The sequence below is a fragment of the Cognatiluteimonas telluris genome (assembly GCF_011320095.1).
GTDB classification, from domain to species: domain Bacteria; phylum Pseudomonadota; class Gammaproteobacteria; order Xanthomonadales; family Xanthomonadaceae; genus Cognatiluteimonas; species Cognatiluteimonas telluris.
On record NZ_JAANOY010000010.1, the window covers coordinates 12,843 to 27,891 of the forward strand.

Annotated in this window: 12 protein-coding genes and 1 pseudogene; 3 read left to right on the forward strand and 10 right to left on the reverse strand. The window is 70.3% G+C overall.

Annotated elements, in window-relative coordinates; genetic code table 11:
- Positions 1 to 29 precede the first annotated feature (29 nt).
- The 7 genes and pseudogenes from rsmA to G7B67_RS07220 form a co-directional block, all read right to left on the reverse strand.
- A complete protein-coding gene (gene rsmA, locus G7B67_RS07190; RefSeq protein WP_166210113.1) occupies positions 30 to 848 on the reverse strand; it encodes a 16S rRNA (adenine(1518)-N(6)/adenine(1519)-N(6))-dimethyltransferase RsmA in 819 nt (272 codons plus the stop codon).
- Entirely contained in the window at positions 845 to 1,831 is a 987-nt protein-coding gene (pdxA, locus tag G7B67_RS07195) for a 4-hydroxythreonine-4-phosphate dehydrogenase PdxA (RefSeq protein ID WP_166210116.1), read from the reverse strand. Before pdxA ends, rsmA begins: the two co-directional genes overlap by 4 nt.
- Positions 1,828 to 3,250, reverse strand: a pseudogene (locus tag G7B67_RS07200) (peptidylprolyl isomerase). The gene pdxA and the pseudogene G7B67_RS07200 overlap by 4 nt, the downstream one beginning before the upstream one ends.
- Positions 3,247 to 5,952: an LPS assembly protein LptD gene (gene lptD, locus G7B67_RS07205; protein ID WP_243412284.1), complete on the reverse strand. Its 2,706-nt coding sequence runs from the start codon at positions 5,950 to 5,952 to the stop codon at positions 3,247 to 3,249. The pseudogene G7B67_RS07200 and the gene lptD overlap by 4 nt, the downstream one beginning before the upstream one ends.
- Positions 5,953 to 6,089: 137 nt before the next feature.
- Positions 6,090 to 7,016, reverse strand: a complete 927-nt coding sequence (locus tag G7B67_RS07210) for a histone deacetylase family protein (protein WP_166210255.1) — start codon at positions 7,014 to 7,016, stop codon at positions 6,090 to 6,092.
- 32 nt (positions 7,017 to 7,048) lie between these two features.
- Positions 7,049 to 7,603: a cob(I)yrinic acid a,c-diamide adenosyltransferase gene (locus tag G7B67_RS07215; RefSeq protein ID WP_166210122.1), complete on the reverse strand. Its 555-nt coding sequence runs from the start codon at positions 7,601 to 7,603 to the stop codon at positions 7,049 to 7,051.
- Between the two features lie 82 nt (positions 7,604 to 7,685).
- Positions 7,686 to 8,258 (reverse strand): DUF6580 family putative transport protein, encoded by a 573-nt coding sequence (locus G7B67_RS07220; RefSeq protein ID WP_166210125.1) that lies wholly within the window; start codon positions 8,256 to 8,258, stop codon positions 7,686 to 7,688.
- Positions 8,259 to 8,325: 67 nt separating this feature from the next.
- Between G7B67_RS07220 and ubiH the strand changes: the two genes are divergently transcribed.
- Together ubiH and G7B67_RS07230 are read left to right on the forward strand one after the other, a co-directional pair.
- A complete protein-coding gene (ubiH, locus tag G7B67_RS07225) occupies positions 8,326 to 9,579 on the forward strand; it encodes a 2-octaprenyl-6-methoxyphenyl hydroxylase (RefSeq protein WP_166210128.1) in 1,254 nt (417 codons plus the stop codon).
- On the forward strand, positions 9,576 to 10,781 hold the full coding sequence (locus tag G7B67_RS07230) for a UbiH/UbiF family hydroxylase (RefSeq protein WP_243412285.1): 1,206 nt from the start codon (positions 9,576 to 9,578) through the stop codon (positions 10,779 to 10,781). Before ubiH ends, G7B67_RS07230 begins: the two co-directional genes overlap by 4 nt.
- Positions 10,782 to 10,883: 102 nt before the next feature.
- Here G7B67_RS07230 and G7B67_RS07235 read toward each other — a convergent pair whose 3' ends face one another.
- The 3 genes from G7B67_RS07235 to G7B67_RS07245 all read right to left on the reverse strand — a co-directional run bounded on the left by G7B67_RS07235 (position 10,884) and on the right by G7B67_RS07245 (position 14,580).
- Positions 10,884 to 11,429: an EF-hand domain-containing protein gene (locus tag G7B67_RS07235; protein WP_166210134.1), complete on the reverse strand. Its 546-nt coding sequence runs from the start codon at positions 11,427 to 11,429 to the stop codon at positions 10,884 to 10,886.
- Between the two features lie 207 nt (positions 11,430 to 11,636).
- Entirely contained in the window at positions 11,637 to 12,764 is a 1,128-nt protein-coding gene (gene rlmM, locus G7B67_RS07240) for a 23S rRNA (cytidine(2498)-2'-O)-methyltransferase RlmM (protein WP_166210258.1), read from the reverse strand.
- 118 nt (positions 12,765 to 12,882) lie between these two features.
- Positions 12,883 to 14,580 (reverse strand): glutamine--tRNA ligase/YqeY domain fusion protein, encoded by a 1,698-nt coding sequence (locus G7B67_RS07245; protein WP_243412287.1) that lies wholly within the window; start codon positions 14,578 to 14,580, stop codon positions 12,883 to 12,885.
- 192 nt (positions 14,581 to 14,772) lie between these two features.
- Here G7B67_RS07245 and G7B67_RS07250 point away from each other — a divergent pair, with 192 nt between their 5' ends.
- Positions 14,773 to 15,039, forward strand: coding sequence for a putative signal transducing protein (locus tag G7B67_RS07250; protein ID WP_166210140.1), 267 nt, complete (start codon positions 14,773 to 14,775; stop codon positions 15,037 to 15,039).
- Positions 15,040 to 15,049 lie beyond the last annotated feature (10 nt).

A 15,049-nucleotide genomic window follows, 5' to 3' on the forward strand; every position in this document is an offset into this window, starting at 1 on the left:
AGTGTAATCGCCGCGCGTGAACGCGTGGGCTAGGGCGCGCGCAGGTTGGCCAGGCGGATGAAGTCGTCGACGTGCAGCTGCTCGGCGCGCGCATCGGGACGCACGCCCGCGGCGAGGATGGCGTCGCCGTCGAGCACCCCGTGCAGCGCATTGCGCAGCGTCTTGCGCCGCTGGCCGAAGGCGGCGCGGACGATGTCGGCGAAGCGGCGGGGATCGTCGATGCCGACCTGCGCGGGCGCGCGCGGCACCAGCCGCACCACCGCCGAATCGACCTTCGGCGCCGGGCGGAACGCACCGGGGCCGACCGTGAACAGGGGCGTGACCGTGCAGTAGGCCTGCAGCATCACGCTCAAGCGCCCGTAGACCTTGTTGCCGGGCGGCGCGGCCATGCGCTCGACGACTTCCTTCTGCAGCATGAAATGCATGTCGACGATGGCGTCGGCGTGCTCCAGCGCATGGAACAGGATCGGCGAGGACAGGTTGTAGGGCAGGTTGCCGACCAGCCGCAGCGGCGTGCCCGCGGCCAGCGCGCTGAAGTCGACCGACAGCACGTCGGCCGGCACCAGCGTCAGCGTGCCGTGGGACTGGGCGGCGGCGGCGAGCGGCTGCAGCAGGTCGCGGTCGAATTCGATCGCGGTCAGCGCGCCGTGGCGATCGAGCAGCGGGAAGGTCAGCGCGCCCTGGCCGGGGCCGATCTCGACGATGTGGTCGCCCGGCCTGGGATTGATCGCCAGCACGATGCGATCGACGACGCTGCGCTCGTGGAGGAAATTCTGGCCGAGGTGCTTCTTGGCATCGCGGCGGAAGCCGTCGGCATCGCGGCGATCGACCTGCGGCGGGCGGCTCATGCGGCGGCGCGCCGGGCCGCGCGCGTGAGCGCCAGCTGCGTGCAGCGCTCGATCGCCGCGAACAGGCTCGAGGGATCCGCGAGTCCGCGGCCGGCCAGGTCCAGCGCCGTGCCATGGTCGACCGCGACGCGCGGGTAGGGCAGGCCGAGGGTCAGGTTCACCGCGCGCTCGAAGCCGCTGTACTTGAGCACCGGCAGGCCCTGGTCGTGGTACATCGCCAGCACCGCGTCGAAGTCGCGCAGCTTCTGCGGCAGGAAGGCGGTGTCGGCCGGCAGCGGTCCCGGAAGGTGCATGCCTTCGGCGCGCAGGCGGCCGAGCAGGGGCTCGATCAGGTCGCGTTCCTCGCGTCCCAGGTGGCCGTCCTCGCCGGCGTGCGGGTTGAGGCCGAGCACCGCGATCACCGGCGATGCGATGCCGAAGTCGCTGCGCAACGCGGCATCCACGATCCGCAACGTGCGCGCCAGGCCGTCGGCAGTGATGGCATCGGCAACCGCGCGCAGCGGCAGGTGGGTGGTCGCCAGCGCCACGCGGACGATGTCGTTGGCCAGCATCATCACCACCTCGCAGCCGGCCTGCTCGGCCAGCAGTCCGGTGGTGCCGCTGTAGGCGATGCCGCCGTCGTTGATGACCGCCTTGTGTACCGGGCCGGTGACCAGGCCGTCGAATTCGCCGCCCAGGCAGGCGCTGGCCGCACGCTCGAGGCTGGCGATCACCGCGGCCGCATTGCGTGGGTCGGGCGTGCCGAAAGCGACCGCCACCGGCGCGGGAATTTCGACGAGCGGCAGGATGCCGGGCGACGCGGTGGCGTCGGCGGCGACCAGTTGCAGCGGCAGGTCCAGGGCAGCGGCGGCGCGTTGCAGGGCGCCGGGATCGCCGAATGCCACGAGGCTGGCATCCCACGCGCGCTGTGCCGCGCGCACGCACAATTCCGGACCGACGCCGGCCGGCTCACCCGGAACCAGCGCCAGCCGCGGGCGCGTCACCTAGCCGCCGCTGTCCGCCGAGGGTGGGGGCGGCGCGGTTTCCTGGGTGGCGGCGGGCGCCGCCGGGGCCTGGCTGCCCGAAGGCGCGGCGGGGGTATCACCCGGGCTGGCACCCGCGGCGTCCGCATCCAGCCGGATGTCGACGAAAGCTTCGTTGCGCATCACCCGCTGGTAGCGGTTCCACTCGTCCTCGAGCTTGCGCTGGCCGATCGTCTCGCGGATCTGGGCGCGGCGGTTCTCGTCGCTCACATCGGCCTGGCGGCTGCCCATGCGCTCGACGATGTGCCAACCGGCAGGCGACTGGAACGGCGAGGAGACCTGGCCGTCCTGCAGCGCCGCCACGTGGCCGCCGAATTCGGCACCGTAGGTGTCCTGCATGATCCAGCCCAGGTCGCCACCTTTGCCGGCACTCTTGGCGTCGTCCGACGCTTCCCGGGCCAGTTCGGCGAAGTCGGCCCCGCCGGCAAGCCGCGCGGCCAGCGTGTCGGCCTTGGCCTTGGCCTCGGCGACGCTGACCGTGCCGCCGGTGCGGACCAGGATGTGGCGGACGTGGTACTGGGTGACCATCTGCGGCGGGGCACTGGACGCGTCCCGGACTTCCACCAGCTTGAGCAGTTGCAGGCCGCTGGCACCACGGGTCGGGCCGATCACCTGGCCAGGCTGCATGCTGCGGATGACCTCGGCGAATGCCCCCGGGATCTCGTCCAGGCTGCGCCAGCCAAGGTCGCCGCCTTCAAGCGCATTGCTGCTGTCCGAATAGCGCACGGCGGCGGCGGAGAAATCCATTTCGCCCTTGTCGATCAGCTGCTTGATGCCGTCGATCTTGGTCCTGGCGGTGGCGATCTGCTCGGGCGTCGGGTTTTCGGGCAGCGCGACCAGGATATGCGCCAGGTGGTACTGCGCCGCGCCATTGGCCTGCGCCGCGAGCGCGGCGTCGACTTCGGCATCGGTGACGCTGATGCGGCTCTGGGCAAAGGCGCGATGCAGGCGTTGCACCGTGAGCTCGTCGCGCAGGGAATTGCGATAGGCGCTGAAACTCTGGCCGTGCTGCGCCAGCTGGGCGCGCATCTGCTCGGGGGTGATGCGGTTCTGCCGCGCGATGTTGGCGACGGCGGCGTCGACATCCTGGTCGCTGACGCGGATGCCGGTCTCCGCCGCCCGTGCCACTTCGAGACGCACCAGGATCAGGCGCTCGAGCACCTGCCGCCGCAGGATGTCTGCCGGTGGCAGCTGGTCGGGGCGGCTGGCGTACTGGTCGCGGACGTTCTGCACGGCGCGATCGAGCTCGCTCTGCAGGATCACGTCGTCGTCGACGACCGCCACGATGCGGTCCAGGGGTTGAACCTGGGCGCGGACGGGCATCGCGATGCTGGCCAGCACCAGCGTCAGGGCAAGGAGACAGGCGAACGGCTTGTTCATGGGTTCAGGTCGGGGGAGTTGTCGTCAGCATCGCCGCTGTCGGTGAAATCCGTGGGCGAGACGAGGTAGAGATCTTCGCGGTCGTATCCGAGGATAGCACGGCGTAGACGGCGCTCCGTGTCCGGTCCGGCCGAGCCGAGGCCCTTGAATTCGATTTCCAGTTGCAGCGCGTTGTTGAGCTCGCCCTGGCGGTTGTGGATGTAGCGGCGCTCCACCAGCCGCACGGCCATGCAGCAGCTGTCCCACTGGATGCCGGCGATGGCTTCGAGCAGCTTGGGCTCGACCGTCGCGGTGCGGCGCAGCGAGTAGTAATAGCGGCCGATCAGGCTCCAGGAGCGGCTGACCGGATACAGGAACGAGAAATCCGCCTGCTTGAGCAGGTTGCGCCGGTAGCGGTAGCCGAGGTTGACGACGCCTTCGTCGCCGACCAGGTATTGGGTACGGAAGCTGGCCAGGTCCTGGCGGCGGAATTTCGGATCCCACTGGTAGGAGCCGCCGACCGACCAGCGGTCGTTGATGTTCCAGTCGGCGTCGGCCACCCACGCCGAACTGCCGCGGTCGGCCGGTGTCTCGCAGTTGCGCGGTCGATTGGGACTGGTGCAAAGGACGGTGACGACCCGGCTGTCGTCCAGGTAGCGGATCTGGCCGAGGCTGACCGCCAGCTTTTCATGGCCGTCGGCCTGGCGCAGGAAGCGGCTGGTCATCGCCAGCGTGACCTGGTTGGCGTCGGTCTGCCGGTCCGGCCCCGTATAGCGGTTGTCGCGGAACAACTGGCCCCAGCTGAACGTCATCGGCCGGGTATCGAAAAGCGGGATATCGCCCTGGTAGCGATAGGGCACCCGCAGGTAGAACAGCCGCGGTTCGAGCGTCTGCAGGTAGCTGTCGCCGCCCCACTTCATGTCGCGATCGAAGTACATGCCCGCATCCAGCGATGCGATCGGCAGGGCACGGCTGGGGCTGGTGTTGCCATTGATCGCCTTCCCTTGGTCGACGTCGTAGGCGGTATAGCGCCAGGCGAACTTCGGGGTCACGAACCAGCTGGCTCCTTCAAGCGGCATGCTGATGAAAGGCTTGAAATCGATGCGGCTGCCGCCTGCCTGGACCGGATCCTGGAAGCGCACCGCCTCGGCATCGACGCCGGCCTTGAACACCCCGAACGGTTGCTCCCATGTGAAGTAGGCGCGTGGCAGTTTGTTGTAGGGCAGCACCGACTCGCGCAGGGTGTAATCGGCAAGCTGGTGGTGGTTGGCGGTCAGCCCGGCATTCCAGTAGCGCCCGCGCCCGTACAGGCCGACCGTGCTGGTGATCTCGAACGGCGTCGCGCCATCGAGGTTGTTGTTGAAGTCCTCCAGGTAGCGGGCGTCGCTGATCCAGTTGAGGCGGGTGCGGACCTGCCAGTTGTCGGACAGGTCCTGCGATCCGGAGAAGTGCAGCAGTGCGCGATTGTCGTCGCGCCAGTTGTCGGGATTGATGTTGCGGTCGATCTCGTCCTGGCGACCACGGTCGGTCAGGCGGTCATTGGGCAGGTAGGCGGCATCGAATACGCCCCGCCCGGTGTCGGTGAGATAGCGGAATTCGGCGCCCAGCTGCACCCCCCGGTCGGTCATCAGCCGCGGATACAGCGTGAGGTCGTAATTCGGGGCCAGGTTCAGGTAATAGGGCTGCTTGTAATCGAACCCGTTTCGGCTGGACATGCCGATCGTCGGCGAGAGCAGGCCGGTGCGGCGGCGGTTGTCGATCGGGAACGGGAACCACGGCACGTACAGCACCGGCACCGAACCCACGTGCAGCACCGCGTTGCGGGCCACGCCGGTGCCTTCGTCGGTATTGACGTCGATGCGCTGCGCGCGCAGCTCCCACATGCGCTCGTCGGGCGGGCAGGTCGAGTAGGTCGCGCCATAAAGCGCGCCCTGCGCGCCGTGCATCTCGATGTGCTCGGCGCCGCCATTGCCGCGACGGGCGATGAGCTGGTAGCGCACGTCCTGGATGTTGTGGGTGTCGGTGTTCTGGTCGCCTTCGGCGCGATCGGCGACCAGGCGCATGCCCGAATCCTGGTAACGCACCGAGCCCTGGGCGACGTACTTGCCGGTTTCGCTGTGGAAATCCAGGTTGTCGGCGCCGAGGAACTGGTCGGCGCGACGCAGCACGACGTTGCCGTGGTATTCGGGATTTTCGTAGGTGCCGGTGAGTTCATCGCCGGCGATATCGGTCGGCTGTTCGATCCGTTGCGGTGCCTTGGGTCGCGGCACGACGGTGCCGTCGACGGCGACCGGAGTGGTGGGCGCCACGGCGGCCGTACCGGTGGTCGCATCGGCCACCGGCGCGGTGGTCGCCGCGGCCTCGTCCAGCGGCGTGGTGGTCTGCGGGGCGACGGCCACCGCAGGCGGTGCGGACGGTGGCGTGGTCGCCGCAGGCTCGGACGCGTCGGAAGCAGGCGCCACGGCGTCAGGTGGAACGGGCGTTCCAGGCATGGACGCCAGCGTCCCGGCATCGGCGCCCGGCTCCGTGCCTGGCGCCGCCGCGCCTTCGACCTGGCCTGGGGCGCCGGGGGCCTGCGGCTCGGGCGCATCGGGGAACGCCGGCACGGCGTCCTGGATCGGGCAAAGGCGCCAGTCTTCGGGCTTGTTGCGATCCGCCGCGTGCGCAGCCAGGGACAGGGCGATGCACAACGGCAGCGGCAGCAGGCGGAAAGTTCGGCGCACGCGGGCATCCGTCATGGAAAGCGGTCCGCTAGCTTGCCGTATCGCTGTGGGGGCGGCAATGACAGCGGCCAGCGCCGAGCCACGGCCATGCGCGATTCAAGCGGCCGGAGCTGGCTTGGCGGGGCGACGCGCGGAAATCAGGCCGGAGCGATGCCGGCCAGCGCACCGACGTGCGCGACCGCGCATTCGCGCAGCGCCTGCAGGTCGTAGCCACCTTCGAGCAGGGACACGATCCGGCCGCCCGCGTGGCGGTCGGCGACCGCAGCCAGCTGCCCCGTCAACCAGGCATAGTCGTCCGCCTCCAGTTCCAACTGCGCCAACGGGTCGCGGCGATGGGCGTCGAAGCCGGCCGACACCAGCAGCAACTGCGGCGCGAACGCGTCCAGCGCCGGCAGCAGGTTCGTGGTCCAGGCGTCGCGGAAGGCATTGCCCGCCGCTCCGGGCGGCAAGGGCGCATTGATGATGTTGCCCACGCCCCGCTCTTCGGCGTGCCCGCTGTCCGGATACAGCGGCATCTGGTGCGAACTGGCGAACAGCACCCGCGGATCGTGCTCGAAGATCGCCTGGGTGCCATTGCCGTGGTGGACGTCGAAATCGGCGATCGCCACCCGCGTGAGTCCGTGCGCGTCGAGCGCATGCAATGCGGCGACCGCGACGCTGTTGAACAGGCAAAACCCCATCGCGGTATCGCGGGTGGCGTGGTGGCCGGGAGGTCGCACCGCGCAGAACGCACGCAGGGTGTCGCCGGCCAGCACCGCATCGACGGCGGCGATCGCCGCGCCCGCCGCGCGCAATGCGGCCGGGGCCGATGCGGGCGACAGCACTGTATCGGGGTCGAGCAGGATCCGCTCGCGCGGCGTGGTGGCGAGCACGGCCTGCAGCAGCGACGGTGCATGTGCCCGCAACAGTTCCGCCTCGCCCGCCAGCGGCGCCTCATGCCAGTCGAGCCGATCGGCGAAGACTTCGTGCAGCGCATCGGTGACGGCGGCCAGGCGTTGCGGACGCTCGGCGTGCGCCGGTCCGGTGTCATGCGCCAGGCACGCCGCGTGGGTGTAGACCCGCAGCGGTGATGCGATTGCGGCGCGCGGCGGTGCGTTCACAGCTTGCGGCGATCGTGTTTCCACAACGTCTCGCCGTGGCCGCTGGCGCGCGCGAGCACCCGCGCCAGCACGAACAGCAGGTCCGACAGCCGGTTGAGGTAGCCGATCGCCTCGCTGCGCACCGGTTCATGGCGCGCGAGGGTGACGGTCTCGCGTTCGGCGCGCCGCACGATGGTGCGCGCCACGTGGCAGCGTGCGGCCGCCTCGCCACCGCCGGGCAGGATGAACTCCTTCAGCGGAGGCAGCGTCGCGTTGTACTTGTCGAGCACGTCTTCCAGTGCCTGGATGTCGGCATCGAAGATCGCCGCGTGGCCGGGGATGCACAGCTCGCCGCCGAGATCGAACAGCTGGTGCTGCACCGTGGTCAGCAGTGCGGCGATATCGCTATCCACCGGAACCGCCAGCAGCAGGCCGATCGCGGAATTCGCCTCGTCGATGGTGCCGTAGGCGGTGACCCGCGCCGAATCCTTGGCCACCCGGCTGCCATCACCCAGGCCGGTGCTGCCGTCGTCGCCGGTGCGGGTGTAGATCTTGCTGAGGCGGTTGCCCATGCGGGAAGGACGCCCTGGACTGGAATGAAGCGGCGATTGCCGTGGACAGGTGCGGCGGAAGTGGCTCCGCCGCCAGCCTGGACTACACTGTCTGCAGCCGCAGCGCCGGCGCGCGGCGGCGCAGCACGGCGAAACCGCCGAACAGCAATGCCGAATAGCCCAGCGTGCCCAGCAGCGTCCAGCGGAAGAAGGGGATGCCCGCGATGTACGCCGCGACCAGGCCGCCGGCGGTCTTCGGATACAGCGGGTCGGACAGCCAGGCAGCGAAGTTTGTCACCGCGAAGAACAGCACCGATCCGGTCACCGCATAGCCCAGCAGGCGCGCGCCGCCGACCTTGCCGCGCAGCCCGAAGCCGAGCACCACAGACAGCGCGACGCAGGCATACACCGACCAGAAACTCACGCTGCCCAGGTAGCTCGCGTAGCCGGCACCGTGGATCGCGCCCAGCGCAAGGTCCGACACCAGCAATGCCAGCAGCGGCACGACGGCGGCCCATTGCCGCGAGGCGAAATACGCGCCACCGAACAGCGCGATCGCTTCCACCGGCGACACGTTGGGCGGATGCGGTAGCAGGCGCGTCAACGCGGCGACGATGATCAGGCCGGCAAGGACCAGCGGACCGGGGGCGAAGGCGGCAGCGACAGGGCGATTCATGTGTTCTTGCAGGTGTTGCGACGGGAACCGGTAGCATAACCCACCCGTCCCGCGGCCTTTCATCCGCATGCCGCCAGCCTCCATCGACACGCCACGCACCGCCGGGGACCGTCTCGGCGGTCACCGGCATGACGTGCTGATCGTCGGCGGCGGCCTGGTCGGCGCGAGCCTGGCGATTGCATTGCACGACAGCGGCTTGGACGTGGCGCAGGTGGAAGCCGCCGCGGGTGCGCTGCCGCCGGTGTTCGACCAGCGCAACCTGAGTTTCGCCGATGCGACGGTGAATGCGCTGACCGCCCTGGGCGTGCTGGGCAAGCTGCACGCGCCAGCGCCGCCGATCCGGCGCATCCACGTCAGCCGCCAGGGCGACTTCGGCCGCGTGGTGCTGGAGGCGCGCGATTACGGTCGCGACGCGTTCGGACAGGTCGTGGTCGCGCGCGACTTCGGCCAGGCGCTGGAGGCGCGCCTGGCGGAACTGCCGCGGCTGATGCGTTACCGACCCGCGCGTTTCCTTGGTATCGAGGACGGCGACGCACACGGGCGGCGCGTGCGCATCGTCGACGACACCGGCGAGCACGCGTTGTCCGCGCGGTTGCTGGTCGGCGCCGACGGCAGCGGCAGCGCGGTGCGCGACGCACTCGGGATCGACGCGCGGCGACACGATTATGGGCAGGTGTTGTTCGTCGCCCGACTGCGCGCGGCGCGCGCGCCCGATGGCAGTGCGTGGGAACGCTTCGGCGCGCACGGGCCGACCGCATTGCTGCCGCGCGGCGATGGCCATTTCGGCCTGGTCCACGGCGTCGATGCGGCCGACGCCGACGCGGTTGCGGCGCTGGACGACGACGGCTTCCTCGAGCGCCTGCAGCAGGCCTTTGGCTGGCGCGCGGGCCGCTTCATCGCGGTGGGGCCGCGCAGCCGGTATCCGGCGATCGCCTTGCGGGCGACCGCATTGACCGCCGCGCGCGCCGTCCTGGTCGGCAATGCGGCGCAGACGCTGCATCCCATCGGCGCGCAGGGATTCAACCTCGGCCTGCGCGATGCACTGACGCTGGCCGAAGCGATCGACGCGCATCGCGACGATCCTGGCAGCGCGGGGGTGCTTGCCGAGTACGCGCGCCGACGCGCCGAAGACCACGCGCGCACGTTCGCCTTCTCCGACGGTCTGGCGCGGATCACGTCCGATCCATCGTCGGCGCTGGGCCCGCTGCGCAGCCTGGGCTTGTTCGCCATCGATCGCGCGCCGTGGCTGCAGGCGATGCTGGTCGGTGGCGCGATGGGCTATCGCGGCGACGTGCCGCGGCTGTGCCGGGCGCCGGCGTGAGCGCGCGCCGCAACCAGCGCGACGTGGCGGTCGTCGGCGGCGGCGTGGTCGGCTGCACCGCGGCGCTGGCGCTGGCCAGCCTCGGGCTGGACGTGGCGCTGGTCGAAGCGCAGGCGCCGCCCCCCTGGCGGGCCGATGCGCCGGACCTTCGTGTGTATGCCTTCGCGCCGGACAACGCGGCCCTGCTCGACCGCCTCGGCGTCTGGACGCAGGTCGCCGCCGCGCGCGTGCAGCCCTACCGGCACATGCGGGTGTGGGACGCCGGCGGTGGCGGGATGCTGTCGTTGGACGCCGATGCGCTCGGGCGGCGCGAACTGGGCTGGATCGTCGAGCACGGCCTGCTCGTCGATCGCCTCACCGCCGCGCTGCCGGCGGCAGGCGTGCGCCTGCAGTGCCCGGCGCGCGTGGACGCACTCGAGCGCGACGCCGATGGCGTGCGCCTGCGCCTGGACGATGGCAGCCGGGTCGATGCGCGCATCGCGCTGGCGGTCGATGGCCCCGAATCCAGCCTGCGTGCGCTCGCCGGCATCGAGGTGCAGCGCCACGACTACGGCCAGCGCGGCCTGGTGGCCTACGTCGAAACCGCGCAGCCGCATCGCGACACCGCCTGGCAGCGCTTCCTGCCGAGCGGGCCGCTGGCGCTGCTGCCTTGCGCCGCGGGCGGGCCCGATGGCCGTCCCGGGCATATGGGATCGATCGTCTGGACGTTGCCCGACGCCGAAGCCGCGCGCCTGCAGGCGCTGGACGAAGATGCGTTCAACGCCGCGCTGACACGTGCCTTCGACGCCCAGTTGGGCGACATGCGGTTGCGCTCGCGGCGCGCGGCTTTCCCGTTGCGCCGGCAACTGGCGCAACAGTTGCATCACGATCGGGTGCTGGTGCTCGGCGACGCCGCGCACGTCGTGCATCCGCTGGCCGGGCAGGGCGTCAACCTCGGCCTGCGCGACGTCGCCGCGCTGCGCGACAGCATCGCGCAGGCGCAGGCACGGCGCGCGGACTGGGCGTCGCCGACGCGACTGGCGCGCTGGGCCCGCGCGCGGCGCAGCGACAATGCCGTGGCCGCGCATGCCTTCGATACGATCAACCGCGCTTTCAGCAACGACGGCGTGGCCGCGACGCTGCTGCGCGGGCGACTGCTGGGCATGGGCGGGCGGCTGCCACCACTGGCGCACCTGCTCTGGCGCCACGCTTCTGGCTGCTGAGCAGGCGTGATAAACGAACCCCCCCGCGGCTGCGGGGCGTCCATCGTAATCATCCAGCGTCCATGGTGCGCGCCGGTTGCTGCCAGGCGCGCGACGCAAGGCTCAGTCGAGCCAGCCCTTCATCTCTTCCTTGCTCAGGCGGCCGTTGTGGTTGCTGTCGACCACGTGGAATTCGCGCATCAGGTCGGCATTGCCGTGGGCTTCGACGCGGCTGATGTTGCCGTCATGGTTGGCGTCCATCGCATCGAAATCGACGTGGTAGTTGCTCGAGATCGAATTGCCCGGGTGCGAAGTCACGGTCACCTGGCTGCCGGCATCGGTGGTGCTGCCCTGGGTGGTCGACATCGGGGGCATCGGTGCCATGTCCGAAGACGGAGGCATCGGTGGCGGCGGCGCGGGCGCGGTGCCCATCGACGGCGGTGGTGGTGGCGCATCCGGAACCGGTGGCACGTCCGGCGCATTCGGGACCGGTGGCGTGGGCGCATCGGCGCCCGTGATCGGTGGCACCGGCGGCACCGGCGGAGTCATGGGCGGCGGCGTGTCCGGCATCGGCGCGGGCGGCGGGGGGGCGTCCTGGGCGAAGGCGGCACCGGCCACGCCCAGTGTCGCGAGCACGGCCAGCGTCAGGGCATGCATCTTGGTCTTCATCGGAACCTCGGAACGTGGGGGACGCGGCGACGCTAGCTCCCATTAAGTCAAGTCGGTGTCAACCGCAGGGGTAGCGTGCGCATGGCCTGCCATTGGCGCGGGCGCTTCAGCCGCCGGGGGCCTTGATGACGGCGAAGGCAAGATTTCACGCGCACGCGGATGCGAGAAACCCGCCGCACGCCGATGGATTCGCAGCACCAGCCGCGCTCAGGATCGATCGCCGCGGGGACGATCGCGGTTGCGCAGCACGCTGGCGAAGACCGTGATCTCTTCGCGGTCGTGGTAGAGCTGGCGCGCGCGCAGCGCCAATGGCTGCTGCGCCTGTTCGACGAACGCCTCCAGTGCGGCCTGGGTTTCCTGCCAGCGTTTCTTCATCGGCAGCTTGAGGTTGAAGATCGCGTGGCGGCACCAGCCTTCGCGCAGCCAGGTTGCCATGCGCTCGGCGACGCGCCGTGGCTGCTCGACCATGTCGCACACCATCCAGTCCAGCGCGCGAGCCGGTTGCCAGGCAAAACCATCGGCACGCAGGTGTTCGACGCGGCCACTGTCGAGCAGGTGCTGGCGCAGTGGCCCGTTGTCGATGGCGGTGACCTGCAGTCCCTGTCGCGCCAGTACCCAGCTCCAGCCACCGGGCGCGGCGCCGAGGTCGGCCGCGCGCATGCCCGGCTGCAGCAGCCGCGCGCGCTCATCGCCGTCGAGCAGCACGAGCAACGCCTCCTCCAGCTTGAGGGCCGAGCGGGAGGGCGCCTCGGCATGCATGCGCAGGCGTGGAATGCCCAGCGGCCACGGCGCGCTGTCGCCCGGATCTCCGGCGGCGAGCAGCAGGTGGTTGCCCTCAAGCAGGAACACATGCAACCGCACGCGGCGTGCATCTTCGCGCGCGCTGAGCAGGCCCGCCTTGCGCAGCGCCGGGCGCAGCGCATTGCCGAAACTGCGCGCGAGCCCGGCCAGCGGCTTGCCCGCGTCGGTGTCGGGATGCTCGACCCACAATTCGCCGAAGGCAGGCAGGCCCTGCAGCCGATCGAGGATCGGCGCGATGCGATCGCGCGGATCGATGTCGCGCAGTTCCGCCAGCAGCACGAGCTTCTGTCGCGCGAAGATCAGCTCGCGCCAGGGCAACGCCTGCGACAAGGCCGCGGCCGCAGCGCCAGCATCGCCGGGCCCATCGCTGTCGGCAACCGCGAACACCACGTGGCCGCTGCCGCGCTGCGTGCGCGCGTGGCCGGCAACGCCCGCTTCGGCCGCGCGTTGCGTGAGTTCGGCGGCCAGTTCGGGTTCGAATCCTGCGCGGCAGTAGCACAGCAGTCCGGCGTCGGTGGCTTGGACGGCTGGAATGGCAACTCCGGGGCGGCTGGGCCGCGGCTAGGCAGGCGTGGGCATCATAGCGATGGGCCGCGACGTTCGAACTTCGGCACCGATGCCTGGCACGACGGCCGGGCATCGTCGCGGCCGGTTACGGTTGGGCGCCGCCACTCCAGGTATCGCGCAGGGTCACGCTGCGGTTGAACACCGGCGCGTCGGGGCGGTGGTCGTAGCGGTCGGCGACGAAATAACCGACGCGTTCGAACTGGAACGCCTGCTCGGCGGCGGCCTGTGCCGCCGCCGGCTCGACATAGCCGCGCACGACCCGGATCGAATCGGGGTTGAGGAAGTCCACATAACTCTTGCGCGGTTCGTCGCTGTCCGGATCCGGCACCGTGAACAGCCGGTCGTAGAGGCGGATGTCCGCCGCCACGCCATGGCGCGCGCTGACCCAGTGGATGGTGCCCTTGATCTTGCGGTTGGCACCTTCCATCCCGGGCCGCGAGTCGAGGTCGAGGGTGCCCTGCAGTTCGACGATGCGCCCCGCGTCATCCTTGACCACCGCATCGCAGCGCACGATGCCGGCGCCGCGCAGGCGCACTTCGCCGCCGGTGGTCAGGCGCTTGAAACCCTTGGGCGGGACTTCGGCGAAATCGTCGCGTTCGATCCACAGTTCGCGCGCGAACGGCACCTCGCGCTGGCCGAAGCCCTCATCCTTGGGATGGTTGGAGAACGTCAACGCCTCCTCGAAGTCGTCCGGGACATTGGTCAGCACCAGCTTGACCGGATCGACCACCGCCATCCGCCTCGGCGCCGCGGCGTCGAGGTCGTCGCGCAGCGCGCCTTCCAGGATCGAGATGTCCAGCAGCGAGTTCTGCTTGCTCACGCCGACCCGATCGACCATCAGCCGCAGCGCCGACGGCGTGTAGCCGCGGCGGCGGATGCCCTGCAGCGTCGGCATGCGCGGATCGTTCCAGCCATCGACGAGGCCATCGTTGACCAGCGCCAGCAGCTTGCGCTTGCTCATCACGGTGTAGTTGAAGTTCAGGCGCGAGAACTCGATCTGGCGCGGCTTGCCGGCCTCGTTCGGCAGCCCGCGCGCGAGCAGCGGCGCCAGCAGTTCCGGCGCGTGCGCCAAATCGACCTTGTCCACGCACCAGTCGTACAGCGGGCGGTGGTCCTCGAACTCCAGCGTGCACAGCGAATGGGTGATGCCTTCGATCGCATCGGACAGCGAATGCGCGAAGTCGTACATCGGATAGATCGGCCACGCGTTGCCGGTGTTCTGGTGCTCGACGTGCTTGATCCGGTACAGCGCCGGGTCGCGCAGGTTGATGTTGCCGGCGCCCATGTCGATCTTCGCGCGCAGCGTGCGCGCGCCGTCGGCGAATTCGCCGGCGCGCATGCGCCGCAACAGGTCGAGGTTTTCCTCGACGCTGCGGTCGCGGAAGGGCGAATTGCGCCCCGGCTCGGTCAGCGTGCCGCGGTAGGCGCGCACCTCGTCGGCGCTCAGGTCGCAGACGAAGGCGTCGCCCTGGCGCACCAGTTTTTCCGCAGCCAGGTAGAAGACCTCGAAGTAGTCCGAGGCGTGGCGCAGCGACTGCCACTGGAAGCCCAGCCAGCGCACGTCGTCCCGGATCGCGGCGACGTACTCGGGATCCTCCCGCGCCGGATTGGTGTCGTCGAAGCGCAGGTTGCAGCTGCCACCGAACTCGCCGGCGATGCCGAAATCCAGGCAGATCGCCTTGGCGTGGCCGATGTGCAGGTAGCCGTTGGGCTCGGGCGGGAAACGGGTCTTCGGGGCCGCGATGCGGCCGCTGGCGAGGTCGTCGCGGACGATGGCGCGGATGAAATCCTGGCGCGCGCCGGTATCGCCGGCGGCGGGGGCGGTTTCGGCGACGCGGCGGGGGTCGGAGGGGGTCGACGGCACGGGAAAGGGGGCGGCGGGGAGCCCGGAAGTGTAACCGGACGCGTCCGGCACGGCCTTTCTGTTACGTTTGGCACGCATGTTGCTACCCGCTTTCCGACAGGGGGAAAGCCGATGCATGTGGTCTACCGCGCAGACAACCTGTTCGACGCGCACCTGGTGCGGATGGCGATCGAGCAGGCCGGGATGCCGGCATTCGTACTCGGCCAGGCGCTGCTGGGCGGTGTCGGCGAGTTGCCGGCCAGCGGCCTGCTGACGGTCTGCGTCCCGCCCAGCTGCGCCGAAGCAGCCGATGCGCTGGTGCAGCGGCTGCCGCTGGTGGCGGGAGCCCCCGCGACCGAAGCGCCGACGCCCTGGCCCGACGATCCCTTGCCCGCGTGACAGGCCACGC

What these genes read in the sequence shown, in the direction of transcription:
- rsmA (WP_166210113.1), bottom strand. Translation starts at nt 848, where the DNA reads ATGAGCCGCCCGCCGCAGGTCGATCGCCGCGATGCCGACGGCTTCCGC.
- G7B67_RS07215 (WP_166210122.1), bottom strand. Translation starts at nt 7,603, where the DNA reads ATGGGCAACCGCCTCAGCAAGATCTACACCCGCACCGGCGACGACGGC.
- G7B67_RS07220 (WP_166210125.1), bottom strand. Translation starts at nt 8,258, where the DNA reads ATGAATCGCCCTGTCGCTGCCGCCTTCGCCCCCGGTCCGCTGGTCCTT.
- ubiH (WP_166210128.1), top strand. Translation starts at nt 8,326, where the DNA reads ATGCCGCCAGCCTCCATCGACACGCCACGCACCGCCGGGGACCGTCTC.
- G7B67_RS07235 (WP_166210134.1), bottom strand. Translation starts at nt 11,429, where the DNA reads ATGAAGACCAAGATGCATGCCCTGACGCTGGCCGTGCTCGCGACACTG.
- G7B67_RS07250 (WP_166210140.1), top strand. Translation starts at nt 14,773, where the DNA reads ATGCATGTGGTCTACCGCGCAGACAACCTGTTCGACGCGCACCTGGTG.